Origin of the sequence: Bradyrhizobium sp. R2.2-H (genome assembly GCF_004346455.1) — a bacterium.
GTDB lineage: Bacteria > Pseudomonadota > Alphaproteobacteria > Rhizobiales > Xanthobacteraceae > Bradyrhizobium > Bradyrhizobium diversitatis.
Genome location: NZ_SMBR01000009.1, coordinates 102,450 through 127,976 on the forward strand (window position 1 = coordinate 102,450; position 25,527 = coordinate 127,976).

Annotated in this window: 29 protein-coding genes; 13 read left to right on the forward strand and 16 right to left on the reverse strand. The window is 65.7% G+C overall.

Features of this window, described 5'->3' with window-relative positions; all coding sequences use genetic code 11:
* Positions 1–3 precede the first annotated feature (3 nt).
* Positions 4–1,443 (forward strand): serine/threonine protein kinase, encoded by a 1,440-nt coding sequence (locus EDE08_RS23250; RefSeq protein WP_131871276.1) that lies wholly within the window; start codon positions 4–6, stop codon positions 1,441–1,443.
* A gap of 26 nt (positions 1,444–1,469) precedes the next feature.
* Here EDE08_RS23250 and EDE08_RS23255 read toward each other — a convergent pair whose 3' ends face one another.
* The 5 genes from EDE08_RS23255 to rpe form a co-directional block, all read right to left on the reverse strand.
* Entirely contained in the window at positions 1,470–1,652 is a 183-nt protein-coding gene (locus EDE08_RS23255; protein ID WP_131871275.1) for a hypothetical protein, read from the reverse strand.
* Between the two features lie 25 nt (positions 1,653–1,677).
* Positions 1,678–1,857, reverse strand: a complete 180-nt coding sequence (locus tag EDE08_RS23260) for a hypothetical protein (protein WP_131871274.1) — start codon at positions 1,855–1,857, stop codon at positions 1,678–1,680.
* Positions 1,858–1,861: 4 nt separating this feature from the next.
* Positions 1,862–1,996 (reverse strand): hypothetical protein, encoded by a 135-nt coding sequence (locus EDE08_RS39400; protein ID WP_283810567.1) that lies wholly within the window; start codon positions 1,994–1,996, stop codon positions 1,862–1,864.
* Positions 1,997–2,127: 131 nt separating this feature from the next.
* Positions 2,128–2,688, reverse strand: coding sequence for a hypothetical protein (locus tag EDE08_RS23265; RefSeq protein WP_131871273.1), 561 nt, complete (start codon positions 2,686–2,688; stop codon positions 2,128–2,130).
* A 49-nt stretch (positions 2,689–2,737) separates the two neighbouring features.
* On the reverse strand, positions 2,738–3,439 hold the full coding sequence (gene rpe / locus EDE08_RS23270; protein WP_131871272.1) for a ribulose-phosphate 3-epimerase: 702 nt from the start codon (positions 3,437–3,439) through the stop codon (positions 2,738–2,740).
* 250 nt (positions 3,440–3,689) lie between these two features.
* On the opposite strand from rpe, the gene EDE08_RS23275 reads away from it, so the two are divergent.
* The gene (locus EDE08_RS23275) at positions 3,690–4,475 is read left to right on the forward strand and encodes an EF-hand domain-containing protein (protein ID WP_131871271.1); all 786 of its coding nucleotides are present in this window, start codon (positions 3,690–3,692) and stop codon (positions 4,473–4,475) included.
* 13 nt (positions 4,476–4,488) lie between these two features.
* Here the strand turns inward: EDE08_RS23275 and EDE08_RS23280 are convergent, their stop codons facing one another.
* From EDE08_RS23280 to EDE08_RS23290, 3 genes are read right to left on the reverse strand one after another with little or no spacing between them, the layout of a single operon-like run.
* Positions 4,489–4,701: a KTSC domain-containing protein gene (locus EDE08_RS23280; RefSeq protein ID WP_131871270.1), complete on the reverse strand. Its 213-nt coding sequence runs from the start codon at positions 4,699–4,701 to the stop codon at positions 4,489–4,491.
* 55 nt (positions 4,702–4,756) lie between these two features.
* The gene (locus EDE08_RS23285) at positions 4,757–5,752 is read right to left on the reverse strand and encodes a P1 family peptidase (protein WP_131871269.1); all 996 of its coding nucleotides are present in this window, start codon (positions 5,750–5,752) and stop codon (positions 4,757–4,759) included.
* A gap of 58 nt (positions 5,753–5,810) precedes the next feature.
* Positions 5,811–8,636 carry a PAS domain S-box protein gene (locus EDE08_RS23290; protein ID WP_131871268.1) on the reverse strand — a complete coding sequence of 942 codons (2,826 nt, stop codon included), beginning with the start codon at positions 8,634–8,636 and terminating at the stop codon, positions 5,811–5,813.
* 238 nt (positions 8,637–8,874) lie between these two features.
* Between EDE08_RS23290 and EDE08_RS23295 the strand changes: the two genes are divergently transcribed.
* A complete protein-coding gene (locus EDE08_RS23295; protein WP_131871267.1) occupies positions 8,875–9,261 on the forward strand; it encodes a response regulator in 387 nt (128 codons plus the stop codon).
* Positions 9,262–9,343: 82 nt separating this feature from the next.
* Here the strand turns inward: EDE08_RS23295 and EDE08_RS23300 are convergent, their stop codons facing one another.
* The 5 genes from EDE08_RS23300 to EDE08_RS23320 all read right to left on the reverse strand — a co-directional run bounded on the left by EDE08_RS23300 (position 9,344) and on the right by EDE08_RS23320 (position 14,426).
* Entirely contained in the window at positions 9,344–10,462 is a 1,119-nt protein-coding gene (locus tag EDE08_RS23300) for a branched-chain amino acid ABC transporter substrate-binding protein (RefSeq protein ID WP_131871266.1), read from the reverse strand.
* A 156-nt stretch (positions 10,463–10,618) separates the two neighbouring features.
* Positions 10,619–11,353, reverse strand: a complete 735-nt coding sequence (locus EDE08_RS23305) for an ABC transporter ATP-binding protein (protein WP_131871265.1) — start codon at positions 11,351–11,353, stop codon at positions 10,619–10,621.
* Complete coding sequence (locus EDE08_RS23310; RefSeq protein WP_131871264.1) at positions 11,350–12,183, reverse strand: ABC transporter ATP-binding protein; 834 nt, start codon at positions 12,181–12,183, stop codon at positions 11,350–11,352. Before EDE08_RS23310 ends, EDE08_RS23305 begins: the two co-directional genes overlap by 4 nt.
* Positions 12,180–13,481: a high-affinity branched-chain amino acid ABC transporter permease LivM gene (gene livM, locus EDE08_RS23315; RefSeq protein ID WP_131871263.1), complete on the reverse strand. Its 1,302-nt coding sequence runs from the start codon at positions 13,479–13,481 to the stop codon at positions 12,180–12,182. Before livM ends, EDE08_RS23310 begins: the two co-directional genes overlap by 4 nt.
* 27 nt (positions 13,482–13,508) lie before the next feature.
* Positions 13,509–14,426, reverse strand: coding sequence for an ABC transporter permease subunit (locus EDE08_RS23320; protein ID WP_131871262.1), 918 nt, complete (start codon positions 14,424–14,426; stop codon positions 13,509–13,511).
* Between the two features lie 291 nt (positions 14,427–14,717).
* On the opposite strand from EDE08_RS23320, the gene EDE08_RS38555 reads away from it, so the two are divergent.
* Complete coding sequence (locus EDE08_RS38555; protein WP_165936129.1) at positions 14,718–14,903, forward strand: hypothetical protein; 186 nt, start codon at positions 14,718–14,720, stop codon at positions 14,901–14,903.
* A 201-nt stretch (positions 14,904–15,104) separates the two neighbouring features.
* Entirely contained in the window at positions 15,105–15,659 is a 555-nt protein-coding gene (locus tag EDE08_RS23330) for a hypothetical protein (protein WP_131871261.1), read from the forward strand.
* On the opposite strand, the gene EDE08_RS23335 is transcribed toward EDE08_RS23330, so the two are convergent.
* From EDE08_RS23335 to EDE08_RS23345, 3 genes are all read right to left on the reverse strand, one after another.
* A complete protein-coding gene (locus EDE08_RS23335) occupies positions 15,621–16,013 on the reverse strand; it encodes a carboxymuconolactone decarboxylase family protein (protein WP_028179272.1) in 393 nt (130 codons plus the stop codon). The genes EDE08_RS23330 and EDE08_RS23335 overlap by 39 nt on opposite strands.
* Before the next feature lie 108 nt (positions 16,014–16,121).
* A complete protein-coding gene (gene pcaD / locus EDE08_RS23340) occupies positions 16,122–16,904 on the reverse strand; it encodes a 3-oxoadipate enol-lactonase (protein ID WP_131871260.1) in 783 nt (260 codons plus the stop codon).
* Positions 16,905–16,931: 27 nt separating this feature from the next.
* Positions 16,932–18,287, reverse strand: coding sequence for a 3-carboxy-cis,cis-muconate cycloisomerase (locus tag EDE08_RS23345; RefSeq protein ID WP_131871259.1), 1,356 nt, complete (start codon positions 18,285–18,287; stop codon positions 16,932–16,934).
* Between the two features lie 171 nt (positions 18,288–18,458).
* Between EDE08_RS23345 and EDE08_RS23350 the strand changes: the two genes are divergently transcribed.
* From EDE08_RS23350 to EDE08_RS23385, 8 genes are all read left to right on the forward strand, one after another.
* The gene (locus EDE08_RS23350; protein WP_131871258.1) at positions 18,459–18,905 is read left to right on the forward strand and encodes an SRPBCC family protein; all 447 of its coding nucleotides are present in this window, start codon (positions 18,459–18,461) and stop codon (positions 18,903–18,905) included.
* Positions 18,906–19,053: 148 nt separating this feature from the next.
* Entirely contained in the window at positions 19,054–19,539 is a 486-nt protein-coding gene (locus tag EDE08_RS23355; RefSeq protein WP_028137319.1) for a (2Fe-2S)-binding protein, read from the forward strand.
* 27 nt (positions 19,540–19,566) lie between these two features.
* The gene (locus EDE08_RS23360) at positions 19,567–20,373 is read left to right on the forward strand and encodes an FAD binding domain-containing protein (RefSeq protein ID WP_131871257.1); all 807 of its coding nucleotides are present in this window, start codon (positions 19,567–19,569) and stop codon (positions 20,371–20,373) included.
* Positions 20,374–20,435: 62 nt separating this feature from the next.
* Positions 20,436–21,359: an AAA family ATPase gene (locus EDE08_RS23365; protein ID WP_061882914.1), complete on the forward strand. Its 924-nt coding sequence runs from the start codon at positions 20,436–20,438 to the stop codon at positions 21,357–21,359.
* Positions 21,360–21,519: 160 nt separating this feature from the next.
* Positions 21,520–22,722: a vWA domain-containing protein gene (locus EDE08_RS23370; protein ID WP_131871256.1), complete on the forward strand. Its 1,203-nt coding sequence runs from the start codon at positions 21,520–21,522 to the stop codon at positions 22,720–22,722.
* A 9-nt stretch (positions 22,723–22,731) separates the two neighbouring features.
* A complete protein-coding gene (locus EDE08_RS23375) occupies positions 22,732–23,055 on the forward strand; it encodes an XdhC family protein (protein WP_007602422.1) in 324 nt (107 codons plus the stop codon).
* 2 nt (positions 23,056–23,057) lie between these two features.
* The gene (locus tag EDE08_RS23380) at positions 23,058–23,759 is read left to right on the forward strand and encodes an XdhC family protein (RefSeq protein WP_131871255.1); all 702 of its coding nucleotides are present in this window, start codon (positions 23,058–23,060) and stop codon (positions 23,757–23,759) included.
* Positions 23,756–25,360, forward strand: a complete 1,605-nt coding sequence (locus EDE08_RS23385) for an NTP transferase domain-containing protein (RefSeq protein WP_131871254.1) — start codon at positions 23,756–23,758, stop codon at positions 25,358–25,360. The genes EDE08_RS23380 and EDE08_RS23385 overlap by 4 nt, the downstream gene beginning before the upstream one ends.
* Positions 25,361–25,527 lie beyond the last annotated feature (167 nt).

Sequence of the window (25,527 nt, forward strand, 5' to 3'; positions counted from 1 at the left end):
GCGATGCCGAAACCCCTGGTCAAGTCAGGCGCGGAGATCGACGGCTACACCATCGGTGAATGCGTGCATGCCGGCGGCATGGCGACGCTGTGGGCCGTCACCCATCCGGGCATCGACGCGCCCTTGCTGATGAAGATCCCGCGGGTGTCGGAGGGCGAGGACCCCGCCGCGATCGTCTCCTTCGAGATGGAGATGATGATCCTGCCGCGGCTCGCAGGTCCGCACGTGCCGGCCTGCTTCGGCACCGGTGATTTCGCCCACCAGGCCTATGTCGTGATCGAGCGCATCCCAGGCGCCACGCTCTACAAGCGGCTCCCTGAGCTGCCGTTGCCCTATGACGAGGCGCGGCAGCTCGTCGCCAAGATCGCAACTGCGCTCGCTGATTTGCACCGGCAGAACGTGATCCATCACGATATCAAGCCGAGCAGCATCATGTTCCGCGATTCCGGCGAGGCGGTGCTGATCGACTACGGGCTGTCGCATCACAACCACCTGCCGGATCTCCTGCAGGAGGAATTCCGCCTGCCTTACGGCACCGCGCCCTATATGGCACCCGAGCGGCTATTAGGGGTACGCGACGATCCGCGCAGCGACCTGTTCTCGCTCGGCGTGCTGCTCTATTTCTTCACGACCGGCGAGCGGCCGTTCGGAGAGGGCGAGACGTTGCGCGCGATGCGGCGCCGGCTCTGGCGCGACCCGCATCCGCCGCGCAAGATCCGCGCGGATTATCCGCCCTGGCTTCAGGAGGTGGTGTTGCGGTGTCTCGAGATCGAGCCGGTGTGGCGCTACCCGACGGCGTCCCAGCTCGCCTTCGATCTCGCCCATCCGGACCAGGTCAAGCTCACCGCGCGCTCGGAGCGGGTGAAACGTGATCCGCTCAGCGTCGCCTGGCGGCGTCGTTTCAACCTTGGCGTCATGGTGCCGCGCGCGAAATCGGATGTCGCCGCCCAGATCGCATCGAGCCCGATCCTCGCTGTCGCGCTCGACACCGTGGAGGGCGCACCGGAGCTGAACGAGGCGTTGCGCGTGACCACCGAGCGCATCCTCGCCACCTTGCCGTCGGCGCGGCTCGCCTGCGTCAACGTGCTCAAGCTGAACCGGATCGCGATCGACCGGACGCTGGACGAGCAGGGCTCCAACAAGCATATCGACCGCTTGGTCGCGCTCAGGCATTGGGCGACGCCGCTCAAGCTGGATGAGAGCCGGCTGACGGCTCATGTGCTGGAGTCGGTCGATCCCGCCGCCGCGATCCTGGAATTCGCCGAGGCCAACCAGGTCGACCACGTCATCATCGGCGCACGGCAGAGCTCGTTCAGGCGCACGCTGCTCGGCAGTGTCTCGGCCAAGGTGGCCGCGGAAGCGAGCTGCACCGTGACCGTGGTGCGGCCGCAGCGACTGGCTGGCAATGTCGGCGGCTCAGATTCCGGCGACAGGCCGGGATAGCCCGCCTGGCGTCCTGCAGGTTTGGATCAGGCCGCGTGGGCGGAGCGCTTGCGGCGGATGGGCCAGGAGAATTCCGGGCCGGGTTCGCCGTGATCCGCGCCGCCGCCGAAATACTGGATGATCTCGCGGCAAGGCTCGCAACTGAACAGGTTACGCGACGCGGACGCCTTGGTCATTTCCTTCAGGCAGTTCGGGCAATGCGGCTTCATCAGTATCGAGTCCAATCCAGAATCTTCAATGCCGGTTCGGCGACCGGAGCGGGTAGTCCAGATCTGCCGTTTCCTCTCCCGGATCGTCCCGCATCTCGCCTTCGGCGAGTTCGAGCCGACCGAAGAAGAAGTCGAGGCCCGGATGCGGACGACGCGGGATACGGCACCTGCGCTTCGGCTGGCGCTTCACGAGCGCGAATTGCACGGCGTCAGATCCGGTTGCGACGGACGCTGCGCGCCGAACGTACCGGGACCTGCACCGGTCCGGCCGAAGGGCCGAACAGAACAAACGCACTGAAACCAATCCACAACGCCACGCCAGTCCAGACCAGGGTCGTCGTCATGATGTGCTCCCGTGAAAAACAGGCAAGAACCACTAGCAGTGATTTGCGCGAATCAGGGAAGTCCGGAGGAGTACGGAACGAGGTTGCAATTTTCAGCAATTGCCCACTGCAGCGCCTGGAGGCGCTCCGGTTTATTGCGCGGGCGACCGCCGCACCTTTCCGGCGCGTGCGCCCTCGAGGATATCCCGGACGCGCGGAGCGTTTCGAACACAGCGAAACCCGTAGCGGCCGGTGTGGTCGGTATCGGGCGAACGGGTCGATCGCCCTGACGCGAAGTTCAGATGGCCGGTGCCGCTGCCGATGTCGAGAATTTCGAACGCAGTGTCCATCGCCCGGAACGGCGTCTGGCTGACGGTCCGTCTGCCCCAGGCCGTTCGCAGGATCAGCGCGCGGCGATCGGTGATCACATAGAGCGTCTGCAGGTCGTGCAGCAGCATCACCAGCGGAGCGGCAGCCATCGCAACGCCGAGCATCATGAGAGGTTGGGCCGCTTGGTCGATCCAATCGTTCCTGACGGCGACGGCGGTCAGCAACAGCCAGGGGACGCCGATCCACCACAGAAATCGCCACATGATCATCCGGGCAACGCCGTCGGGCTGGCCCTGCCAGACCACCTGCTCGCCGTCCTGCAAGGTCTCGGCGAGCAGGCGCCTCAAGCCTGCCAGGAAGGGAGTGGCGCGGATCTCATCCATTCCCGTTGGTCGCTGCGGCCATAAGGCCGGTTCGGCGCGCGAATGGAGGTCAGATGGCCTCGCCGCGGGCCCCCAGCGCCGCGTTGCGGATCGCGGCGATGTTGGCCTTGTAGGCGTCCTGCGTGCCGCCCCTGAACACGGACGTGCCGGCGACAAAGGCGTTGGCGCCGGCCGCTGCGAGCGCGCCGGCAACGTCGGGGCCGACGCCGCCGTCGACCTCGATGTCGATCGGACGGCCCGCCGTCATCGCGCGGATGTCGCGGATCTTGCCGATCGCGGAGGGGATGAAAGCCTGGCCGCCGAAGCCGGGATTGACCGACATCACCAGCACGAGGTCGACGAGGTCGAGGACGTATTCGAGCGCGCTGATCGGCGTTGCCGGATTGAGCGAGACGCCGGCCTTCTTGCCGAGCGCGCGGATCGCCTGCAGCGAGCGGTGCAGGTGGGGACCTGCCTCCGCATGCACGGTGATGTGGTCGCAGCCGGCTTTCGCGAAGGCCTCGAGATAGGGATCGCAGGGCGAGATCATCAGGTGCGCGTCGAAGATCTTCCTGGTGTGCGGACGCATCGCCTTGATGAGATCGGGGCCGTAGGAGATGTTCGGAACGAAGTGCCCGTCCATCACGTCGAGATGGATCCAGTCGGCGCCGGCGGCATCCACCGCGCGCACCTCCTCGCCGAGCTTGGAGAAGTCCGAGGCCAGGATCGAGGGCGCGATGGCCAGGGGGCGGGGGGCGAAGGCTTGGGTCATGGCGCGTTTTCCCGTGGCGGCCGTGAAAGATGGCCTCGCCTAACATGGGCCTCCGTGGCGGGCAATGCAGGGAAGCCGCGCTTCCTGTGGGCGGAAATTTCTGCCGCGACCGGCACGAATTGCCGGTGTTCCCCGGCGGTGCCGAGCGCGGCGGAGGCGGATTTCATTGGGCTTTTCACGATGGCACGACGCTTGCTGACGTCAGTCCGGAACATTGGCCGCGGCATGCCGCATCGGTTGGAGTTGTGCAATGTTGTTCGCCCTTGGTGCAGTATCGAGTGCGCTCGGCGCGATCCAGTCGCTGACGAACTCGAAATCGTCCTCATCGACGCAGAAGACGGGATCGACGCAAGGCGCGACCAACCCGTTCGCAATCGACAGCGGCAGCAGCACGACCACTGGCGCCACCTCGTCGGTCAATTCGGGCAGATATCCGCAGATATCGCCGGAGACGATGAACGCGCTGTTCGCGGCGCGGGGCCAGTCGACGGACACGAGCGGCGCGACCAGCTCATCCTCGACTGGGGCGGCGTCTTCGGCATCGAAGAGTCCCGAGGATGCGCTGAAGGACCTGTTCTCGCAGATCGATGGCGACGGTGACGGCAAGATCACCAAGTCCGAGTTCGAGGACGCCCTCGGTGCGGGCGGCACCAATCTGGCCAAGGCCGACGACGTGTTCTCGAAGATGGACGCTAATGCGGATGGCGACGTCAATCTCGGCGAGATGACGAAGGCGCTGCGGGGCGGCCACGGCGATCAGGCGCAGGGCGCCGGCGGCTCGGGCGGTGGTTCGGACTCCTCGTCGCAATCCGGCGGCGGCTCGACGTCGACCACGACGACCAATGCCGATGGCTCGACCACCACCACCGTCACCTATGCCGACGGCTTCAAGATGTCGACCACCGTGCCTGGCGCTTCCAGCAGTTCGAATGCCAACGGCGGCGGCAATTCGCCTTATGACTGGTTCGGGCAGATGATGCAGCGTCAGGCGCAGGCTTCGGCGGGGGCGGCTTCATCAATGTCGATGAGCGTGTAAGCGCGCTCCAAGGCTAACCCGCATATTCGTGCGTGATGTCACGATAGACGTAACGGTCGCGGATCTCGCGATTGAAGAACGTCCCTTTTGAGCGCGCTTGACTGAATGCAGCGGCGGCCTCGGGCGGAACGTCCTCGTAGAGGTAGATCCTTCCGCTGACGAAAGTGACCTTCAGCTCGCGCGTTCCCGGCGCGTATCGAAAGAAGCGGATCACGGACGACGGCATGGCGGAACACCTCGGTCCGCCGGGACAACGCCGTGTCCTCCGCTTCGTTTCCCGCCTAGCCGAACTTGTCCTTCCACGCCGGCAGTGCACCGGGGAACGGCAGCGCGGTCGCGCTGTACACGCCGCTTGCGATCGCGCGTGCGACCACGTTGGCGGCGACCATGCCGAGCTCGGTGAGCTCCACCAGCGGCTCGATCGGCTTCTCGCAGGTGGCCGCGGCAAACAGCACGTCGCCGTCGAGCGGAGCGTGCACCGGATAGATCGCGCGGGCAAATCCGGTCTGCGCAATCATCGCGAGCCGCTTGGCCTGCGCCTTGCTCAGGATCGCGTCGGTGACGACGAGGCCGATCGTGGTGTTCTCGCGCTCACTTGCGGCCGGCCCGCCCTTGATGCGCATCGCCAGCATGTCGGGCGTGAACGCAGGCGGCAGGCCCCGTCCGCCGAACTCTCCGTTCTCCTCGAACGGCGCGGCCCAGAACCAGGGACCGTTGCCGACGGTGACGCTGCCGACCGCGTTCACCACCATGATCGCGGCGACCTTGACGCCGTTCGTCGTGACGGCCGACGCCGAGCCGATCCCGCCCTTGAAGGTGGCGGTGGTCGCACCCAGGCCCGCACCGACGCTGCCGAGCGCGAAGTCGGTGGCGGCGGCGGCGGCGGCGGCATAGCCGAGATCGCGATAGGGCGAGAAGCGGCCCCAGGCCTTGTTGCCGCCGTTGAGCAGGTCGAACACGATCGCGCCCGGAACGAGGGGGACCACGGCGTCCCGGACCTTGAAGCCGCGCCCCTGTTCGGCGAGCCAGGCCTGCACGCCGCCGCCGGCATCGAGGCCGAAGGCGGAGCCGCCGGAAAGCGCGATCGCATCGACCCGCTCGACGGTATTGGCGACGTCGAGCGTCGAGGCCTCGCGCGTACCTGGGCCGCCGCCGCGGACGTCGATCGCCGCGACGGCCGGCTGGTCGAAAATGATGGCGGTCGTGCCGGAGGCCACTTCCGTATTCTCGGCATGGCCGACCCGGACGCCGGCGATATCGGTGAGAAGGTTTTTCAAGACGGCCTCGTCGTTGAGAGCATTTCGCGGTCTGCGATAGCGCAGCGATGCCGCAGGCTCAACCGGCGAGCGCGGTCCTGAGCATCTTGGCGAGCTCGGATTTGCGGTAGGGCTTGGCCAGCAGCAGCACGCCGGAATCGAGCCGGCCATGATGGACGATGGCATTTTCGGTGTAGCCCGAGGTGAACAATGTCTTCAAGTCGGGGCGGCGCCGGGCCGCTTCGTCGGCAAGCTGGCGTCCGTTCATGTTGCCGGGCATGATGATGTCGGTGAAGAGCAGGTCGATGGTCTCGTCGCTGTCGATGATATTGAGGGCCTCGGTGCCGTTGGCGGCCTCGAGCGCGGTATAGCCGAGGCTCTTGACCTGCGTCACGACATACTGCCGCACCAGCGCATCGTCCTCGACGATCAGGATCTTCTCGTCGCCGCCGGCGATGGGCGCGTTCTGGAGCGCCTCGAACTCGGTATCCTGCATCCCGCTCGAGCGCGGCAGATAGATCTTCACGCTCGTGCCGTGGCCTTCCTCGCTGTAGATCTTGATGTGGCCGCCCGACTGCTTGACGAAGCCGAACACCATGCTCAAGCCGAGGCCGGTGCCCTTGCCGACCTCCTTGGTGGTGAAGAAGGGATCGAATACCCGGTCGATCAGCTCCGCGGGGATCCCGCTGCCGGTGTCGCTGACCGCGATCATCACATAATTGCCGGCAGCGACGTCGGGATTCATGCTGGCATAGCCGTCGTCGAGGAAAATGTTGCGGGTCTCCAGCACCAGGGTGCCGCCGTCGGGCATGGCGTCTCGCGCATTCAGCGCGAGATTGAGGATCGCGGTGGACAGCTGGCCGGGGTCGACCAGCGTCGGCCAGGCATCCTCGGTGAGCTGCGGCATGATGGTGATCTGCTCGCCGAGCGTCGGATGCAGCAGCTTGGCGGCTTCGAGCGCCAGCGCATTGACGTCGATCTCGCGTGGCTGCAGCGGCTGCTTGCGGGCGAAGGCGAGCAGATGCCTGGTCAGCTGCGCGCCGCGCTCGGCGGCGTCGTCGATCAGCTTGGTGATGGCGGCAAGCTCGGGCCGGTCCGCGACTGCGTCGCCGAGAATGCCGATCGTGCCCGTGATGACGGTCAGCACGTTGTTGAAGTCGTGGGCGACGCCGCCGGTCAATTGCCCGATCGAGTCCATCTTCTGGATCTGCCTGAGCTGGGCTTCGGCGGCCTGCTTGTCGGTGAGGTCGCGGCCGATGAAGTAATGGCGCTTCACCGGCTCGGACCAGGTGCCCATCCAGTTCAGCGTGACCTCGTGACCGTCGTAATGGTAGTAGCGCGCCTCGAAGCTGCGCTTGACCGCACCACGACGGGCTGCGCGCATCTCATTCCGCGTCTTATCGAGATCGTCGGGATGGATGAACTCGGTCGCGCTGTGACCGACCATGTCCTCGGGGTCGTAGCCGAGAATGTTCTTCACGCTCGGGCTGACCTGGACGAAATTGCCATAGCCGTCGGTGACCAGGATCAGGTCCTGCGACGTCTCGAAGATGCGCTGGCGTTCTTCGGTCTCCCGGCGCAGCTTCTCTCTCGCCTGCTTCTCTTCGGTAATGTCGTGGGCGATCTTGGAGGCGCCGATGATCTCGCCCTCATCGGTCCGCAGCGGTGTAACGTTGAGGACGACGTCGAGCGGGCTTCCGTCTTTCCGGATCCGGATCGTCTCGTGCTGGGCGATCGACTCATTGCCGGCGATCCGGTTGAGGATGCTCCTGACCTCGCCCTTGAGATCCGGCGGCACGATGATGTCGATCGGCTTGCCGATGGCCTCGGCAGCGGAATAGCCGAAAAGATGTTCGGCGGCCTTGTTCCAGCCGGTGATGATGCCATCGAGCGATTTCGTGATGATGGCATCGTTGGACGACTCGACGACCGCGCCGTACAGCGCGAGCCGCTTGCCGTAATAGTCGCGTTCCGAGGCCGATTGCTGCCGCAGCCTGCCGACGAGGCCGACCGTATGTGCCTGGAGGCGGACATTCTCGATGAGAAGCACTGCGAGCACGAAGGTCGCCGCAGCGAGGCCGTAGAGTCGTCCGGCATAGAAGCCGAGATCGAAGCGTGCGACGTTGACGATCGCCGACAGCGCGATGTCGAACAGCCAGGCGCACATGACCACCATGAGCCAGACGTCGATCACCGTGTGCGGCTTGCGGAACCAGAGCGAGACCAGTGCGGCGAAGCTCAGCGACCACACGAAGGACACGACGCCGATCATGGTTGGGGTGTACCGGCCGTCGCGCAACAGGACCGGCAGCATATCGTGCTGCGCGGTCACGATCCAGGTGAAGACCGCCATCGCGGCGATGACGCCGAGCACGCTGGCGTAGATCGCCCGGCTTGCCGTGCCGCGAATCCGGGGGCCACCGTCCTTTTCTTTCAGCCAGGCATAACCCATCACGCACAGCGGAAAGACGGCGTGCCAGATCATGTAGAGCCAGACCGTGGTCTGCCGGCCCGCGCCGAGGAGCCCGGCGGGTGCGAACAGTCCGGGGAAGGTGAGGGCATGAACCAGCGCCGCCGCAGCGGTGAAGAGATAGCCGGTCGCGAGCCACAGCAGCGCGCGGGTCCGCAAGACCGCAAACTGCGACAGCAGCAGCACGGCCGTGACGATGTCGCTTACGGCGAGCGCCGATTGATAACTCGCGACGAAGGCCGGCACCGGCAGGAGCGGGGTACCCGCGAAGGGCACGGCCGCTGCGAACAGGAGCGAGGATACGCCGACGATCGTCGACGCTGCGGTGCGGTCGGCCGAAGTGGCCGGCAGGGTCGAGAGAAATGTGCTCCGGTCGACCGTCGCAGGTACATCCACCTCTCGCGGGTCGGTCTTGAGCTGGTCGGGTCTGAGCATCTCCGCAGGTCTCATTCGGCCGGCAGTCCGTTCATGGTAGCGGTTCTGGGCGCGGATCGTGAACAGGACCGGCCACGACTCAACCGAAGGTTACAGCTTTCTTAATCTCGGTGGGAACACGGAATAGGGCTTGGGTAAGGTGCCCTTTACCGGGGCGATGCCACAATGCCGCTCCGCCGCGGCGGGTTCCAGGTTCGAACCTGGCGATTCTGATCTCGATATCGGGAGTTGTTCCCCCATGCCCCGCGTTCTCATCATCGACGACCAGAAGGACGTCCGTGCGATGGTCGCGATCGTGCTTCGGGTCAATCATTTCGAGGTCGCGGAGGCCGAAAGCGGCGCGGCGGGGCTGAAGGCCTTCGCGGAAAGCCCCTTCGACGCGGCGATCGTCGACATTTTTCTCGGCGACACCAGCGGCGCCGACGTCATCGCGACCCTGCGCGAGCGTGCACCGACGCTCCCCATCATTGCGGTCTCCGGGATGACGGCGCTCGACTTCGTAGACCAATCTCCCCACCTCGCCAACGTGGTGTGCCTGCAAAAGCCGTTTCGGCCGAACGACCTGCTGCAGGCCTTGCGGAAGGCCCGCGCTGCGGCCGACGGCAAGCTGACCGCAGCCGTCTGATCCTGCCGCAAGAAGAAACGCCCCGGGCCAAGCCGGGGCGCGATGATGATTGGATGGCGGCCCAAAGGCCCGGCAGGCGCGCTCAGGTGCCGTTGCCGCTGATCTCGGCGTAGCCGCCCTTGGCGTCCCATTTGTAGACGACGTAGTCGATCTGCTTGATGTCGCCTTTGGAGTCATATTCGACCGGGCCGATCACGGTGTCCCACTTGCCGGCCTTCATCGCCGCCATGACCTTCTTGGCGTCGGTGGTGCCGGCCTTCTTGGCCGCCTGCGACCACACCTGCATCGCCGCGTAGGTGTAGAGGGTATAGCCCTCGGGGTCGATGTTCTTGGCCTTGAATGCCTCGACGATCTTCTTGGCGGTCGGCTTGTTGCGCGGGTCGGGGCCGAAGGTGAACAGCGTGCCTTCGCCGGCGGGGCCGGTGATGGAGGCGTACTCCTTGTCGGCGAGCGCGTCGCCGGCCATCAGCACGGTCTTGAGGCCCTGGTCACGCATCTGGCGCAGGATCAGGCCGCTTTCCTGATGATAGCCGCCGACATAGACGAGGTCGATGTTGTCGCGCTTCAGGCGGGAGACGATCGCGTTGAAGTCCTTGTCGCCCTTGTTGTAGGACTCGTACATCTTCTCGGTGATGCCGGCCTTGTTCAGCGCCTTCTTGGTCTCGTCGGCAAGACCCTTGCCGTATGTGGTCTTGTCGTTGAGAATCGCGATGTTCTTGCCCTTGAAGTTCTTGGCGATGTACTGAGCGGCGATCAGGCCCTGCTGATCGTCACGGCCGCAGACGCGCGCCACGTTCCAGAGCTTGCGCTCGGTGAACAGCGGGTTGGTCGAGGCCGGCGTGATCTGGAGCACGTTGCCGTCGGCATAGGCTTCCGAAGCCGGGATCGACGATGACGAGCAATAGTGCCCGGCCACGAACGGGATCTTTGCGCCGGCGATCTTTTCGGCGATCGAGCGCGCCTGTTTCGGATCGCAGGCGTCGTCCTCGACGGAGAGCGCGAGCTTCTTGCCGTTGACGCCGCCGGCGGCGTTGATATCGGCCACGGCCATCTCGGCGCCGTTCTTCATCTGGCGGCCGAAGGCGGACTCGCCGCCGGTCATCGGGCCTGCGACTGCGACGGTGACATCCTGCGCGAATGTCGCGCTCGACAGCGCGATCGATGCGCCGAATGCCAGACCGATGAGCTTCAGTGATTTCATGAGATACCTCGCGGGTGGTCGCCTGTGGAAGTTGCCGGGAATGCCGGTTCAAACCGCGGCCATTCTTGAATGAATTCGAGGAGAAGTCACCGGCAAAATACGGGCATTTGCGGAGATATCTCGCCACATTCGGCCGCACTTGTCGGCCTGGCTCGGTCAGCCGTGCCGGCCGCCTTCCAGATAGGCGGCGCGAATCTCCGGGCGCTGCAGCAATTCGGTGCCGGTCCCGGCCAAGGTGATCAGGCCATTGACCATGACGTAACCGCGATGGGCGAGCTTGAGCGCATGGTTGGCGTTCTGCTCGACGATCAGGACGGTCAGACCGTCCTGCCGGTTCAGGGTCCGGATCGCATCGAAGATCTGGCGTGCGATCAGCGGTGCGAGGCCGAGCGAGGGCTCGTCGAGCAGGAGCAGGCGGGGGCGGCTCATCAGCGCGCGCCCGATGGCCAGCATCTGCTGCTCGCCGCCGGAGAGAGTTCCTCCGCGCTGGGCGTAGCGTTCCTTCAGCCGCGGAAACAGCGTGAAGACGCGTTGCAGCGTCGCCTCGCGTTCAGCCTCCGTGCAGTCGGTGGCGTCCGCCCCCATCTGGAGGTTTTCCGCCACGCTCATGCGCGGGAAGATGCGGCGTCCCTCCGGCGACTGCGCGATGCGCAGATGCGCGATCTCGTGGGTGGGCACGGCGGTGATGTCGCGGCCTTCGAAGAGGATCTGCCCGGCGCGGGCCCGCGGCTTGCCGAAGATCGTCATCATCAGCGTCGACTTGCCGGCGCCGTTGGCGCCGATCAGCGCCACGATCTCGCCGGCATTGATCTCGACGTCGACGCCCTTCAGCGCTTCGATCTTGCCGTAGGCGGCGCGAAGACCGCGGATCGCGAGCAGGGGCGACGTCACGTCCCGCTCTCCATCACGGCCACGGCCTCGTCCTCATCCGCGCCGAGATAGGCGGCGATCACCTTGGGGTCGTCGCGAACCTCGCGCGGCGTGCCTTCGGCGATCTTCACGCCATGGTCCATGACCACGATGTGGTCGGAGATCTCCATCACCACCGACATGTCGTGCTCGATCAAGAGGATCGAGGTGCCGAGTTCGTCCCGGATCGAGAGCAGGAGCTCGCTCAGGGCCGCGCTCTCGCGCGCATTGAGACCGGCCGCGGGTTCGTCCAGGCACAACAGGGCGGGCTCGGTGCACATTGCGCGGGCGATTTCCAGCCGGCGCTGGTCGCCATAGGCGAAATTGCCGGCGGCGTCGTCGGCGCGGTCGAGCAAATTGACCCGCTTCAGCCAGTCGGTGGCCAGATCGATCGCACGCTTTTCGGCGTCACGGTAGGCGGGAACGCCGAGGAGACCGAGAAGGGTGTAGCCGGAGGCGCGCATCAGCGCGTTGTGCTGCGCCACCATCAGGTTCTCCAGCGCGGTCATGCCGGGAAACAGGCGGATGTTCTGGAAGGTGCGCGCAACCTTGGCCTGCTTGGCGATGCGGAAGTCGTTCAGCCGCTCCAGCGCCATCACCCTGCCGTCGTCGTGGGTGAGGCGAATGGTGCCGCCGGTCGGCTTGTAGAACCCGGTAATGCAGTTGAAGACCGTGGTCTTGCCGGCGCCGTTCGGCCCGATCAGCGCGGTGATCTTCTTTCGCTCGGCGGCGAACGACAGGTCCTGCACGGCGACGATGCCGCCGAAGCGCATGGTGAGCCGCTCGACGCTGAGAATGGTGTCGCCGCTCATCCGTGCCCTTCCTTGACGAGGTCGGAGGAGATTGCTTTCGCCTTGGTCAGATACACAGTGGGTGCGCGGTGGCCGACCAGGCCGCGCGGCCGCCAGATCATGATCAGCACCATCGACATGCCGAACACCAGCATGCGATAGTTCTCGAGGCCGCGGAACAGCTCGAAGCCGCCGATCATGGCGAGAGCTGCGAGCGCGACGCCGAGCTGCGAGCCCATGCCGCCGAGAACGACGATGGCGAGCACCAGCGCCGATTCCTGGAAGGTGAAGGATTCCGGGCTGATGAAGCCCTGGCGGGTGGCGAAGAACGCGCCGGCGAAGCCGCCGAACATGGCGCCGGTCGCGAACGCCGTGAGCTTGGTGGTCGTGGTGTTGATGCCGAGCGCGCGACAGGCGACCTCGTCCTCGCGCAGGGCTTCCCAGGCCCGGCCGATCGGCAGGCGGCGCAGGCGGATCGTCACCCAATTGGTCAGCAGCGCAAGCGCCAGGATGAGGTAGAACAGGAAGACGATGCGGTGGGTCGCCGAATATTCGATGCCGAGCCTCGCGGCGAGCCCGTCATCGCTGTTGTCGAGCGGAATACCGAAGAAGGAGGGCCGCGGAATGCCGGAGACGCCGTTGGGGCCGCCCGTCAGATCCTGCCAGTTGATGATGACGAGACGGATGATCTCGCCGAATGCGAGCGTCACGATGGCGAGATAGTCGCCGCGCAGGCGGAGCACGGGGAAGCCGAGCAGCACGCCCCAGAACGCGGCGAGAATGCCGGCGAGCGGCAGGCAGATCCAGAACGACCAGCCGAAATTGGTGGCGAGCAGTCCGTAGGAATAGGCGCCGACCGCATAGAAGGCGACGTAGCCGAGGTCGAGCAGGCCGGCGAGCCCGACCACGACGTTCAATCCCCAGCCCAGCATCACGTAAGTGAGCACGAGGATCGCAAGGTCGAGGATGTAGCGCTGGTTATAGAAGATCACGGGCACCAGCACCGTGAAGATCAGCAGCGCCGGCGCGAGATAGCGGCCGACCAGGGACATGCCGCTCTGCACGGCCGGCGGCACCAGCTTCTCGGCGCCGGTCGTCCCGATCCATTGCCGCAGCAGCTCGATCACGATCGAGCCGCCGAAGACCGCGGCAACGAGCGACGCCAGCTCGCCGAACCGCGTCCAGTAGGTGAGCTGACCGTCCGAGCCCGCCTCGGTACGGATGCCGACCATCAGCGAGAACAGCACCAGCGCGATGAGCGCGTTGATGAAGGCGGTCTTGAGGAGGGAGGTGATGCCTGTTGCGGGTTTTGCCGTCATGGTCGAGGGAGCTGCCACGCGTGACCGTCAGACTTTTTCGACTTCGGGACGACCGAGCAGGCCGGTCGGCATGAAGATCAGCACGACGATCAGGATCGAGAACGCCGCGACGTCCTTGTACTCGACCGAGAAATAGGCCGACCAGAACGTCTCGATCAGGCCGATCGCAAGCCCTCCGAGCATGGCGCCGGGCAATGAGCCGATGCCGCCGAGCACGGCAGCGGTGAACGCCTTGATGCCGGCGACGAAGCCCATGAAGAAGTCGACGAGGCCGTAATAGAGCAGGTACATCAGGCCCGCGACCGCGGCGAGCGCGGCGCCGATCACGAAGGTCATGGAGATGGTGCGGTCGACATTGACGCCGAGCAGCGCCGCCATGGTCTGGTCCTGCTCGCAGGCGCGCATGTCGCGGCCGAGGCGGGTGCTCGACACCAGCCAGGTGAAGATCGCCAGCAGCACGATGGTCGTGACGACCACCATGATCTGGATGTTGGAGAGCTGGATCACGAAACCGTCCGCGCTCTCGTGCAGCGTGTAGCCGCCGGTGATGAAGGGTGGGATCGGCTTGACGCGCGCGCCTTGCGCCACCTGCGAATAGTTGGTGAGCACGAAGGACATGCCGATCGCCGACAGCATCGGGGCGAGACGGAAGGAATGGCGCAGCGGCCGGTAGGCGATGCGCTCGATGGTCCAGCCATAGAGCGCGGTGATCGCCATCGAGACCAGCAGCACGACGAGCAGGATCACGGGGATGGCGGTCAGCCCGAGCGAGATCAGGATCACGAAGGTGATGAGCGCGATGAAGCCGCCGATCATGAAGACGTCGCCATGGGCGAAGTTGATCATGCCGACGATGCCGTAGACCATCGTGTAACCGATCGCGATCAGGCCGTAGATCGAGCCCAGGACGAGACCGTTGATGAGCTGCTGGGCGAAATAATCCATGGGCTGCCGTTTACCAAACCTGACGCCGCTCAAAGGGAGCTATTCGAGAGAGAGTCTTGAGTTTCTTCTCGGGCCCCGGCAGCCCTTGAGCCTTCTTCAGGTTTTGTAACAGGAGGGAACTGGCGGCTGCAACTAGCGAAGCCGCGGCAGACGGGCTTGTACAATGGTCATTTCGTTACGACTGTCGTCTTTTCCGGTTCCGCTGCTGCGAGGAACCGGGTTCCCTCAGGCAACCAAAGCGGATGCCCGTCGTTGTCTCAGCTCTGACGTCCAACAAGGGAGTTTCCCGAAATGACGAAGCAGCAGAACCAGAATCCGGGCCAGCAGAGTCAAAACCCCGGCCAGCAGCGCCCCAGTCAACAGCCCGGGCAGCAGCAGGGCGGCGGCCAGAAACCCGGACAGCAGCAGCAGAACGACCCGATGCGCCAGGGCGAGCGTCCAGGCCAGCAACAGGGCGGCCAGCGCGGTCAGGAATAGCGAGTTTGGGAGCCCAGGAGTGAGGAGGCCCCGCCGAGAGGCGGGGCTTTCCTTTTGGCGCCCGGTCCCTGGGACAGTTCCCCGTCCCCAGGGCAGTTAAGGTAAACAAAGAGTTTAAATTGCCGCCACGGTCTGAGGCGAGTTACCTCGGCGAAGCCGCGGCCTTTTTCGACGAAGGCCGGCAAACAGGCGGGAAGCGGCATGTTCGGGAATTGGCGGATCGGTTCGGTCAACGGCGCGCTGCTGGCGGCCTATTTCATTCCGGCCTGGGCGATGGTTGCCTTCAACATCATTGTCGCCCCGGTGCACGGCCTCTACGAGCGCCCGAGCGTTGCGGTCGCGCTGTTCCTGAGCGACCATCTCCAGATGGCGGGGATGGACACGGTGCGCGCCGCCTGGCTGCTTGCGCTGGGCCGCCTGACGGCCGTGGCGTTCTTTGCGTTCTTCCTCGTGCTGCTGTGCATTCCCCGAATCCGCAAGAACGGCGGCAGCGACGAGGCGCTCGGCATCGCGCTGGCGATCGGCAGCCTGATCTCGTTTGCCAGCATGGTGATGGCCTCGAAGGTCGGCGAGATGGCTGCGCTCCGGCTGCATGCCACCGAGCTCCTGCTCTTGCTCGGCGCCGCGATCGTGGTGGTGATCGAGAAGCCGGCGCCAGCGCCGAAGACGTCGGAGATCGCCGCGCCGCCAAGCCTTAAGCCGCCAAGCCTTGAGCCGCTAGGCCTTGAGCAGGCCGAGCTCCTGCACAATCGCTGAGGCTTCCTTGACGGCGTGGTTCACCGCCGGCACGCCGCAATAGATCGCCTGTTGCAGCAGGATTTCCTTGATGTCGTCAGGCGTGAAGCCACCCTCGGCGAGCGCGGCACGCACGTGCAGGCGAAACTCGTCCCATTGCCCGAGCGCCACCATGGTGCCGATCACCAGCACGCGACGCGTGCGCTCGTCGAAATGCGGCCGCGTCCAGATCTCGCCCCAGGCATAGCGCGTGATCATGTCCTGGAAGTCGGTGTTGAAGGCGTTGCGGTTCGCGATCGACTTGTCGACCCAGGCATTGCCGAGCACTTTCCGGCGCACGTTCATGCCGGCATCGCGGCGCTTCTGGTCGTCCATGGTGTCTCTCCGGATCAGTCATTCCGGGGCGATGCGAAGCATCGAACCCGGAATCTCGAGATTCCGGGTTCGCCTCTTCGAGGCGCCCCGGAATGACGGTGATAACAACTAGCGCTGCATCAAAAATCCCACCACCGCATCGGTGAATGCGTGCGGCTGCTCGACGTTGGAAATGTGGGCGGCGTCGATGATGGTCATGCTCGCGCCCGGAATGTTGGAGCGGATCAACTCGGCCGCCGAGATCGGCGTCGCCATGTCGTGGCGGCCGGCGATCACCAGCGTCGGGCTCTTGATCCTGGGCAGCAGCGCGCGTTGGTCGAGTGTCGACAGCGCCTCGCAGCAGGCGAGATAGCCCTCGACAGGGGAGGCGAGCAGCATCGACTTCATCTTCGCCGTGATCTCAGGCTCGCGCTCGCGGAAATCTTGCGTCAGCCAGCCCGCGATCACGGCGTCGGCAACCGCCGCGATGCCGCCCTCCTTCACCGCCTTGATGCGGTTGTGCCAGTTCGTTGGATCGGGATAGTAGCAGGAGGTGTTGGCGAGGATGAGCTTGCCCATGCGCTCCGGCGCGTTGGCGCCCAGCCATTGCCCGACCATGCCGCCCATCGACAGGCCGCACCAATGCACCTTCTCGATGTTGAGATCGTCGAGGATCGCCAGTACGTCGCGGCCGAAACGCTCCATCGAGTAAGGACCCGGGGGAACGTTGGACTTGCCGTGGCCGCGGCGGTCGTAGCGGATGACGCGGAACACCTGCGTCAGCGCCTTCATCTGCGGCTCCCACATCTGGAGCGTGCAGCCCAGCGAGTTGGAGAGCATCAGGGTGGGCCCGCCGTCGCGGCCCTCGACGGAGACGTTGAGCAGGCAACCGTCGGCATCGATCATGGGCATGCGGCGTCTCCGTCGTATTTGCGGTTCTTATTCGCGGTCGAGGCTGTCGAGCAGCCGGTCGATCAGGGCTTGGGAGGCTCCTTGATAGGCCATCGGCTCGAACAATGCCGCAATTTTTTCCGGAGAAAGGTGCGTGTTGACCTGCGAATCGGCCGACAGCACCTCGCGCAGATGCTTCCTCTCCGCGACCGCGCGCTTGCTGGCCGCCTCGATCAGATGACGCGCATCGCCCTTGCCGATCTTTTCGGCCAGCGCGAAGGTGACCGCTTCGGCCATGATCAGCCCCTGCGTCGCATCGAGATTGCTGCGCATGCGCACCGCATCGACCTCGAGTCCCTCGGCGATGTCGACGATGGCCGCAAGCGCGCCTGATGTGACCAGCATCAGTTGCGGCAGCGTCGGCCACTCCGCGTGCCAGGGACCGGCGCTGCGCTCGTGGTCCTGCACCTGCGCGGCCAAGATCGTGGCGGCGAGCTGCGGGGCCATGGTGGCGGCGCCCAGCGCGCTCGCCGCGGCGACCGGGTTGCGTTTGTGCGGCATGGTCGAGGAGCCGCCGCGGCCTTCGCCGGCGGGCTCGAACGCTTCGGCGACGTCGGTCTGCATCAGCAGCGAGACGTCGCGCGCGATCTTGCCGCAGCTGCCGGCGAGAATTGCGAGGCAGGATGCAGCCTCGGCGATGCGGTCGCGATGGGTGTGCCAGGGCGCCTCCGGCAGCGGCAGACCGAGCTCCTGCGCCAGCCGTTCGGCCACCGCGATCCCCTTGTCGCCGAGCGCGGCGAGCGTGCCGGCGGCACCGCCGAATTGCAGCGCCAGGCCCTCGCGGCGGAGTCGCCGCAGGCGGCAGCGGGCGCGGGCAAGGCTTGCGGCATATTCGGCCGCCTTCAGCCCGAACGGCATCGGCAGCGCATGCTGCAGCCAGGTCCGCGCCACCATCGCGGTGTTGCGATGGCTGCGCGCCAGTGCGGCAAAGCCCTTGATGGCGCGGCTGAGGTCGACATCCAATGCATCGATGCCGGCACGAAGCGTCAGCATCGTCGCGGTGTCGATGACGTCCTGGCTGGTCGCGCCCCAATGCACGTAGCGCGCGGCCTCCGTGTCGGACTTGCCGACATGGGCGGTCAGCATCTTGACCAGGGGAATTGCGAGATTGCCCGATCGCGTCGCGGCCTCGGCCAGTGCGGCCATGTCGAAGGAATCGGCCTTGCACGCGGCCTCGATCGGCCCCACCGCGGACGCCGGAATCACGTCCGTGGCGGCCTCGGCGCGCGCCAGGGCTGCCTCGAAATCGAGCATGTTCTGCAGGGTGGACCGGTCGTCGCAGACCGCGCGCATGGCTGGGCTCGACAGCATCGGCGCGAGCAGGGGGGAGAGGGATGTGCTCATCTTGCGCGCGACCTAATCATCACGGCCCGGCTGTGCCAATCCCCAACCGCCCACACACGTCTTTTTGCAGTTGCGAATATGCATTGCACGTGACCCGGCCCCGCCCTTTCCTTTGCCGCGCCGCTGCGTTACTTGATCAGCACTATAGTTGTCCGATCCGGGAGGCACCTCATGGCCATGACGATGAACGGCGAAGTCGAGCTTGCGGCGCCGCGCGAGGCCGTGTGGGCCAAGCTCAACGACCCCGAGGTGCTGAAGGCCTGCATCCCCGGCTGCGAGGAGCTGGAGAAGACCGACGATGGCGGCTTCCGCGCAACGGCTAAAATGAAGGTCGGCCCGGTGTCGGCGCGCTTCAAGGGCAAGGTCACGCTGTCCGATCTCGACCCGCCGAATGGCTACAAGATCTCAGGTGAGGGCGAGGGCGGGGTGGCCGGATTCGCGAAGGGCGGTGCGGTGGTCAAGCTCGCGGAGAAGGACGGCGGCACGCTGCTGTCGTACGACGTCGAGGCGCAGATCGGCGGCAAGTTGGCGCAGCTCGGCCAGCGCCTCATCAACGGCGCCGCCAAGAAACTGGCCGACGAATTTTTCGCGAACTTCGCCAAAGCTGTACAGGGCTAGCGGTACAAGGCTGACACCTATCGCTTTCGGCATGGCGCCTTGCGTTCCGGGCGATGTTGCCCCCGGGCATATTGGCCCATATGATGGGTTGGAATAATTATAAGAACCGCTTCGACGGGACCCGTCGGGGCGCTGATAGAGAGTGCTTATGGCAAAAATCTCCCTCATCGTGAACGGCAATCCTGTCACGGCCAATGTCGATCCCCGCACGCTTCTGGTGCAGTTTCTGCGCGAGAATCTGAAGCTGACGGGCACCCATGTCGGCTGCGACACCTCGCAGTGCGGCGCCTGCGTCGTGCATCTCGACGGCAAGGCCGTGAAGTCCTGCACCACGCTTGCGGTGATGGCCGATGGCCACGAGGTCAAGACGATCGAGGGGCTGGCCGCCGACGGCGCGCCGCTGCATCCGATGCAGGAGGCCTTCCGCGAACACCATGGCCTGCAGTGCGGCTTCTGCACGCCCGGCATGATCATGACCGCGATCGACATCGTGCATCGCAAGGGCCACGAACTCGACGACCACACGATTCGCGAGGAGCTCGAAGGCAATCTCTGCCGCTGCACGGGCTATCAGAACATCGTCGCTTCGATCTCCGCCGGCGCGAAGGCGATGGCGAAATCCGACCTCGCGTAACGCGCATCCCGCGATCAGGACATCCAGATGTACGAATTCAAATATCATCGCCCTGGGACGGTTCGCCAGGCGGCCAACCTCCTGGTGAAGAACGAAGACGCCAAGGTGATCGCCGGCGGCCACACGCTGATTCCCGTCATGAAGCAGCGCCTCGCAAGCCCTCCGCATCTGGTCGATCTCTCCCATATCGAGGGGCTCAACGCGATCGAGATGAAGGGCCGCGCGCTTGTGATCGGCGCCACCGCCAGGCACGCCGAGGTCGCCACCTCCGCGATCGTCGGTGAGGCGATCCCGGCGCTGGCGGATCTCGCCAGCGGAATCGGCGATCCGGCCGTGCGTCACAAGGGCACGATCGGCGGCTCGCTCGCCAACAACGATCCGACCGCCGACTATCCGGCCGCGGTGCTGGCGCTGGGCGCCACCATCGTCACCAACAAGCGCCGCCTGAAGGCCGAAGAGTTCTTCCAGGGCCTGTTCACCACGGCGCTCGAAGCCGATGAGATCATCACCAAGGTGATGTTTCCGCTGCCGAAAAAGGCGGCCTACATCAAGTTCCGCAACCAGGCCTCTCGTTATGCGCTGGTCGGCGTGTTCGTGGCGCGGCGTCCTTCGGACGTGCGCGTTGCCGTCACCGGCGCCGGCTCCGAAGGCGTGTTCCGCGTCACCGCATTCGAGGAGGCCCTGAAGAAGCGCTTCGCCTCGAAGGCGCTGGAAGGCATCGCGGTGCCGGCGGAAGGTCTCAACAGCGATATCCACGGCAGCGCCGAATACCGCGCGCACCTCATCGGGGTGCTGACGCGGCGTGCCGTCGATGCCGCCAACGCCAAGGCGTGAGGTGACCTCACGCCTCGGCCCCGAACATGTCCCGATGAGGGCGTAGTAAGACTGGCTTTCTCATGACTTCAACGCCCAATTCGTCCGGTGCTTTGCCGGCATCGGTCGATGCGATGCTCGAACTTCTGACGTCGCGGGGCTACCTCGCCGAGCGGTCGCTTGCGACGGTGACCTACCTCTCCCTGCGCATGGGCCGGCCGCTGTTCCTGGAGGGCGAGGCCGGCGTCGGCAAGACCGAGATCGCCAAGGTGCTCTCCGCGGCGCTGGGGCGGAAGCTGATCCGCCTCCAATGCTATGAAGGCCTCGACGTTTCCTCCGCGGTCTACGAGTGGAACAGCGCCGCGCAGATGATCGCGATCCGGATGGCGGAAGCCGCCGGCGACACCGATCGCGACCAGCTCTCGAGCGATATCTTCGCCGACCGCTACATGATCAAGCGGCCGCTGCTTCAGGCGCTGGAGCCCGACGTCGCCGGTCCGCCGGTGCTGCTGATCGACGAGCTCGACCGCGCCGACGAGGCGTTCGAGGCCTACCTGCTCGAGATCCTCAGCGACTTCCAGGTGACCATCCCCGAATTCGGCACCGTGAAGGCGCCGCATCCGCCGATCGTCATCATCACGTCCAACCGCACCCGTGAGATCCATGACGCCCTGAAGCGGCGCTGCCTCTATCACTGGGTGGATTATCCTGCCGCCGAGCGTGAGCTTGCGATCGTCAAGACGCGCGTGCCCGGCATCTCCGCCAAGCTGTCGCAGCAGGTGGTGCGCTTCGTGCAGGCGCTGCGCAACCAGGATTTCTACAAGTCGCCGGGTGTCGCCGAGACGATCGACTGGGCCACCGCCCTGTCCGAGCTCGATGCCCGGTCGCTGACCCCGCAAGTGGTCGGCGACACGCTGGGTGCGCTGCTCAAATATCAGGACGACATCACCCGGATGCAGGGCGATGCCTTGCAGAAGGTGCTGAAGGAAGCGACGAGCGAGAATTGACGCGCGTGCGTCATAACTAACTCGTCATTCCGGGGCGCGCGTCAGCGCGAGCCCGGAATCCATAACCACGATCGGGAGTATGGATTCTCAGGTGCGCAATTGCGCACCGTAGCTCGCGCCAAGAAGCGCGCCCCGGAATGACGACCGAGAGTGTGGACCCATGGCCATCAACCACCTTGCCCCGGAGCAAACCGAGCAGTTCGCCGACAACATCGTTGGCTTTGCCCGCGCGCTGCGTGCCGCCGGCATTCCCGTCGGGCCGGGTGCGGTGATCGATGCCCTGAATGCGCTGGAGGTGATTGACATCGGCAACCGCGCCGACGTCTTCACGACGCTGGAGGCGATCTTCGTCAAGCGTCACGAGCATGCGCTGATCTTCAGGCAGGCCTTCAACCTGTTCTTCCGCGCCTCGGAAGAATGGAAGCACATGCTGGATTCGGTGCCGCTGCCGGAGCAGGCCAAGAAGAAGCCGCAGGCGGGCGCGCGCCGCGTGCAGGAGGCGATGTCGCAGCCGCGGATGACCGAGACGCCGCAGCACCAGGAGCAGGATCTGCGCTTGTCCGTCTCCGACAAGGAGATCCTTCAGAAGAAGGATTTCGCGCAGATGAGCGCGGCCGAGATCACCGAGGCGCTCCGCGCCATCGAGCGGATGCACCTGCCGCAGGCCGAGCTTCTGACGCGCCGGCGCCAGCCCGACCCCCGGGGCCTGCGGCTCGACCTGCGCCGCACGCTCCGCGCCTCGCTCCGCACCGGCGGCGACATCATCGACATCCATCGCCTCGGGCGGATCCAGAAGCCGGCGCCGATCGTCGCGCTGCTCGATATCTCGGGCTCGATGAGCGAGTATACCCGCCTGTTCCTGCACTTCCTCCACGCCATCACCGACGCGCGCAAGCGCGTCTCGGTATTCCTGTTCGGTACCCGTCTGACCAACGTCAGCCGCGCGCTGCGCCAGCGCGACCCCGACGAGGCGCTGGCGAGCTGCTCGGCCTCGGTCGAGGACTGGGCCGGCGGCACCCGGATCTCGGCCTCGCTGCACAACTTCAACAAATTGTGGGCGCGGCGCGTGCTGAGCCAGGGCGCCATCGTGCTGCTGATCTCCGACGGGCTGGAACGGGAGGCCGATTCCAAGCTGGCTTTCGAGATGGACCGGCTGCACCGGTCCTGCCGGCGGCTGATCTGGCTCAACCCGCTGTTGCGGTTCGGCGGTTTCGAGGCCAAGGCGCAGGGCATCAAAATGATGCTTCCCCACGTTGACGAATTCCGCCCGGTACATAATTTGAGTTCGATCCAGGAGCTGATCGCGACGCTCTCCCAGCCGCTGCCGCCGCATCACCGCAGCCTGATCCGCTCCGCAGCTTGAGAGGCACCCATGCTCGATCGCGACGAGGATATCCTGAAGGCGGCGGAGGACTGGCAGAAGGCCGGTCGTGGCGTCGCGCTCGCCACCGTTGTCGAGACCTGGGGCTCGGCCCCGCGTCCGGCGGGCTCGAGCCTCGTCATCAACGACGAAGGCACCTTCCTCGGCTCGGTCTCCGGCGGCTGCGTCGAGGGCGCCGTGGTGACCGAGGCCATGGACGTGATCCAGAGCGGCAAACCGAGAATGCTGGAGTTCGGCGTGGCCGACGAGACCGCCTGGAATGTCGGCCTGTCCTGCGGCGGCACCATCCGCGTCTTCGTCGAGAAGGTCGGTTAATCGTGAAGCTCGAGATCCTGCACGAACTCAATGCCGAGCGCGCCGCGCGCCGGCCGGTGATCCTGGTGACCGACACCGAGAGCGGCGAGCAGCGGCTGGTGAAGGCGAAGGATTTTGCCAGGGATCCGCTGCGCGCCGAGCTGGAAAAGCAGCTTCGCATGGGCAAGAGCGCCAGTGTCGAGGCCGGCGGCAGGAAGCTGTTCCTCAACGTCTACGCGCCGACGGCAAAGCTCGTCATCGTCGGCGCAGTCCATATCAGCCAGGCGCTGGCGCCGCTGGCGCGCTCGCTCGGCTACGACGTGACCGTGGTCGATCCTCGCACGGCCTTTGCAAGCCCGGAGCGCTTCCCGGACATTCCGCTGGTCGCCGAATGGCCCGACACCGCGTTGCCGCCGCTCAATGTCGATGCCTACACCGCGTTCGTCGCGGTGACGCACGATCCGAAGATCGACGATCCCGCGCTGCTGCACGCCTTCGAGCGCAACTGCTTCTACATCGGCGCGCTCGGCTCGCGGAAGACGCATGCCAAGCGCGGCGACCGCTTGCGGGCGCAGGGCGCGAAGGAGAGCGACATCGCGCGCATCCACGCGCCCATTGGCCTTCCGATCGGCGCGGTCTCTCCATCCGAGATCGCGGTGGCGATCATGGCCGAGATTACGGCCGCGCTTCGGCTGCCTCCGAAGGAAAAAGAAGAAGCGGCATGAAATTCGGACCGGCGAGCCCGAGGGATGCGATTGGCGGGGTGACCGTCCACACCCTGCGCCAGGGGCCGCTGGTGCTGAAGAAAGGCACGACGATCGGCGCCGCCGAGGTCGAGGCGCTGGAGCGTGCCGGCATCAAGGACATCGTCGTGGTGCGGATGGAGGCGGGCGACGTCTCCGAGGACGTCGCAGCTGCCAGCATCGCGCTCGCCGTCGGCGGCGAGGGCATTCATGTCGAACGCGCCTTCACCGGGCGCGCCAATCTGTTTGCCGCGCGCCCGGGCGTGCTGGTGATCGACCGCGCTGCGGTCGACCGCATCAACAATGTCGACGAGGCCATCACCTTCGCGACGCTCACCGCCTACAAGCCGGTGGTCGAGGGCGAGATGGTCGGTACCGTCAAGATCATCCCGTTCGGCGTCGAGGGCGCGTTGCGCGATGCGGCGGTGAAGGCGGCCGGCAAGGACGTGCTGAAGGTCGCGCCTTACTTGATCAAGCGCGTCGGCGTCGTCTCGACGCTGCTGCCGGGCCTGTCCTCCAAGGTGATCGAAAAAACGCTGCGCGTCACCGCCGAGCGGCTCGCGCCGGCCGGCGCCGGCATCATCGCCGAGCGGCGTGTCCCGCATGAGGAGCAGGCGCTGTCGGCCGCGATCAAGGAAGTGCTGGGCCTCGGTGCCGAACTCGTCATCGTGTTCGGCGCCTCTGCGATCGCTGATCGCCGCGACGTGATCCCCGCGGCGGTTACTGGCATCGGCGGCGAGATCGAGCATTTCGGCATGCCGGTCGATCCCGGCAATCTGTTGCTGATCGCCCGCGCCGGCGGCGTCCCGGTGCTGGGCGCGCCGGGTTGTGCGCGCTCGCCGGTCGAGAACGGTTTCGACTGGGTCTTGATGCGGCTCCTCGCCGGCATCAAGGTGACGCGGTCCGAGCTGATGGGCATGGGCGTCGGCGGCCTCCTGATGGAGATCGTGACGCGGCCGCAGCCGCGCACACAGCCGGAGACGGAGGGCAATAGCCAGGTCGCGGCCATCGTGCTCGCGGCGGGCCGTTCGACCCGCATGGGCGGCCCGAACAAGCTGCTCGCCGAGCTCGACGGCAAGAAGCTGGTGCGCCTTGCGACCGAGCAGGCGCTGGCCTCGAAGGCATCGGAGGTGATCGTCGTCACGGGGCATCAGGCCGAGCTGGTCGAGCAGGCCCTGCAAGGCCTGAACGTGAAATTCGTCCGCAATCCGGATTTCGCCGGCGGCATCGCCGGCTCGGTCAAGGCGGGCATCGCGGCCGTGCCGGAGACCTGCAGCGGCGCCGTGGTGTGCCTCGGCGACATGCCGCTGATCGATGCCGGCCTGATCGACCGCCTCATCGACGGCTTTGCCCCCGACCGCGGCAATCTCATCGTCGTTCCCGTCAGCGAAGGCCGCCGCGGCAATCCCGTGCTGTGGTCGCGCCGCTTCTTCAAGGAGCTGATGACGCTCGACGGCGACGTCGGCGCGCGGCATCTGATTGCCAAGCACACTGAGGCGGTCGCCGAAGTGCCCGTCGACGGCGAGAGCGCCTTCCTCGACATCGACACCCCGCAGGCGCTGGAGGCGGCAAGGCGGGGATGAAGGTGCGTAGGGCTGATTAGCGAAGCGTAATCCGCCGCTGTGTTTCTCCGCGGAAACAAAAGAGGCGGATTGCGCTTCGCGAATCCGCCCTATGGGACTACGGCATCCTCCAAGCTTGGCGAATTCCACCACCCGTTCACCATCTGGAAACGACCGCGGCTTAGAGT

Bases quoted from the DNA above. Each gene is read 5' to 3' on its own strand.
- EDE08_RS23250 (WP_131871276.1), top strand. From the start codon at position 4: ATGCCGAAACCCCTGGTCAAGTCAGGCGCGGAGATCGACGGCTACACC.
- EDE08_RS23255 (WP_131871275.1), bottom strand. From the start codon at position 1,652: ATGAAGCCGCATTGCCCGAACTGCCTGAAGGAAATGACCAAGGCGTCC.
- EDE08_RS39400 (WP_283810567.1), bottom strand. From the start codon at position 1,996: ATGACGACGACCCTGGTCTGGACTGGCGTGGCGTTGTGGATTGGTTTC.
- EDE08_RS23265 (WP_131871273.1), bottom strand. From the start codon at position 2,688: ATGGATGAGATCCGCGCCACTCCCTTCCTGGCAGGCTTGAGGCGCCTG.
- rpe (WP_131871272.1), bottom strand. From the start codon at position 3,439: ATGACCCAAGCCTTCGCCCCCCGCCCCCTGGCCATCGCGCCCTCGATC.
- EDE08_RS23275 (WP_131871271.1), top strand. From the start codon at position 3,690: ATGTTGTTCGCCCTTGGTGCAGTATCGAGTGCGCTCGGCGCGATCCAG.
- EDE08_RS23280 (WP_131871270.1), bottom strand. From the start codon at position 4,701: ATGCCGTCGTCCGTGATCCGCTTCTTTCGATACGCGCCGGGAACGCGC.
- EDE08_RS23290 (WP_131871268.1), bottom strand. From the start codon at position 8,636: ATGCTCAGACCCGACCAGCTCAAGACCGACCCGCGAGAGGTGGATGTA.
- EDE08_RS23295 (WP_131871267.1), top strand. From the start codon at position 8,875: ATGCCCCGCGTTCTCATCATCGACGACCAGAAGGACGTCCGTGCGATG.
- EDE08_RS23300 (WP_131871266.1), bottom strand. From the start codon at position 10,462: ATGAAATCACTGAAGCTCATCGGTCTGGCATTCGGCGCATCGATCGCG.
- EDE08_RS23310 (WP_131871264.1), bottom strand. From the start codon at position 12,183: ATGAGCGGCGACACCATTCTCAGCGTCGAGCGGCTCACCATGCGCTTC.
- livM (WP_131871263.1), bottom strand. From the start codon at position 13,481: ATGACGGCAAAACCCGCAACAGGCATCACCTCCCTCCTCAAGACCGCC.
- EDE08_RS23320 (WP_131871262.1), bottom strand. From the start codon at position 14,426: ATGGATTATTTCGCCCAGCAGCTCATCAACGGTCTCGTCCTGGGCTCG.
- EDE08_RS38555 (WP_165936129.1), top strand. From the start codon at position 14,718: ATGACGAAGCAGCAGAACCAGAATCCGGGCCAGCAGAGTCAAAACCCC.
- EDE08_RS23330 (WP_131871261.1), top strand. From the start codon at position 15,105: ATGTTCGGGAATTGGCGGATCGGTTCGGTCAACGGCGCGCTGCTGGCG.
- EDE08_RS23335 (WP_028179272.1), bottom strand. From the start codon at position 16,013: ATGGACGACCAGAAGCGCCGCGATGCCGGCATGAACGTGCGCCGGAAA.
- pcaD (WP_131871260.1), bottom strand. From the start codon at position 16,904: ATGCCCATGATCGATGCCGACGGTTGCCTGCTCAACGTCTCCGTCGAG.
- EDE08_RS23345 (WP_131871259.1), bottom strand. From the start codon at position 18,287: ATGAGCACATCCCTCTCCCCCCTGCTCGCGCCGATGCTGTCGAGCCCA.
- EDE08_RS23350 (WP_131871258.1), top strand. From the start codon at position 18,459: ATGGCCATGACGATGAACGGCGAAGTCGAGCTTGCGGCGCCGCGCGAG.
- EDE08_RS23355 (WP_028137319.1), top strand. From the start codon at position 19,054: ATGGCAAAAATCTCCCTCATCGTGAACGGCAATCCTGTCACGGCCAAT.
- EDE08_RS23360 (WP_131871257.1), top strand. From the start codon at position 19,567: ATGTACGAATTCAAATATCATCGCCCTGGGACGGTTCGCCAGGCGGCC.
- EDE08_RS23365 (WP_061882914.1), top strand. From the start codon at position 20,436: ATGACTTCAACGCCCAATTCGTCCGGTGCTTTGCCGGCATCGGTCGAT.
- EDE08_RS23370 (WP_131871256.1), top strand. From the start codon at position 21,520: ATGGCCATCAACCACCTTGCCCCGGAGCAAACCGAGCAGTTCGCCGAC.
- EDE08_RS23375 (WP_007602422.1), top strand. From the start codon at position 22,732: ATGCTCGATCGCGACGAGGATATCCTGAAGGCGGCGGAGGACTGGCAG.
- EDE08_RS23385 (WP_131871254.1), top strand. From the start codon at position 23,756: ATGAAATTCGGACCGGCGAGCCCGAGGGATGCGATTGGCGGGGTGACC.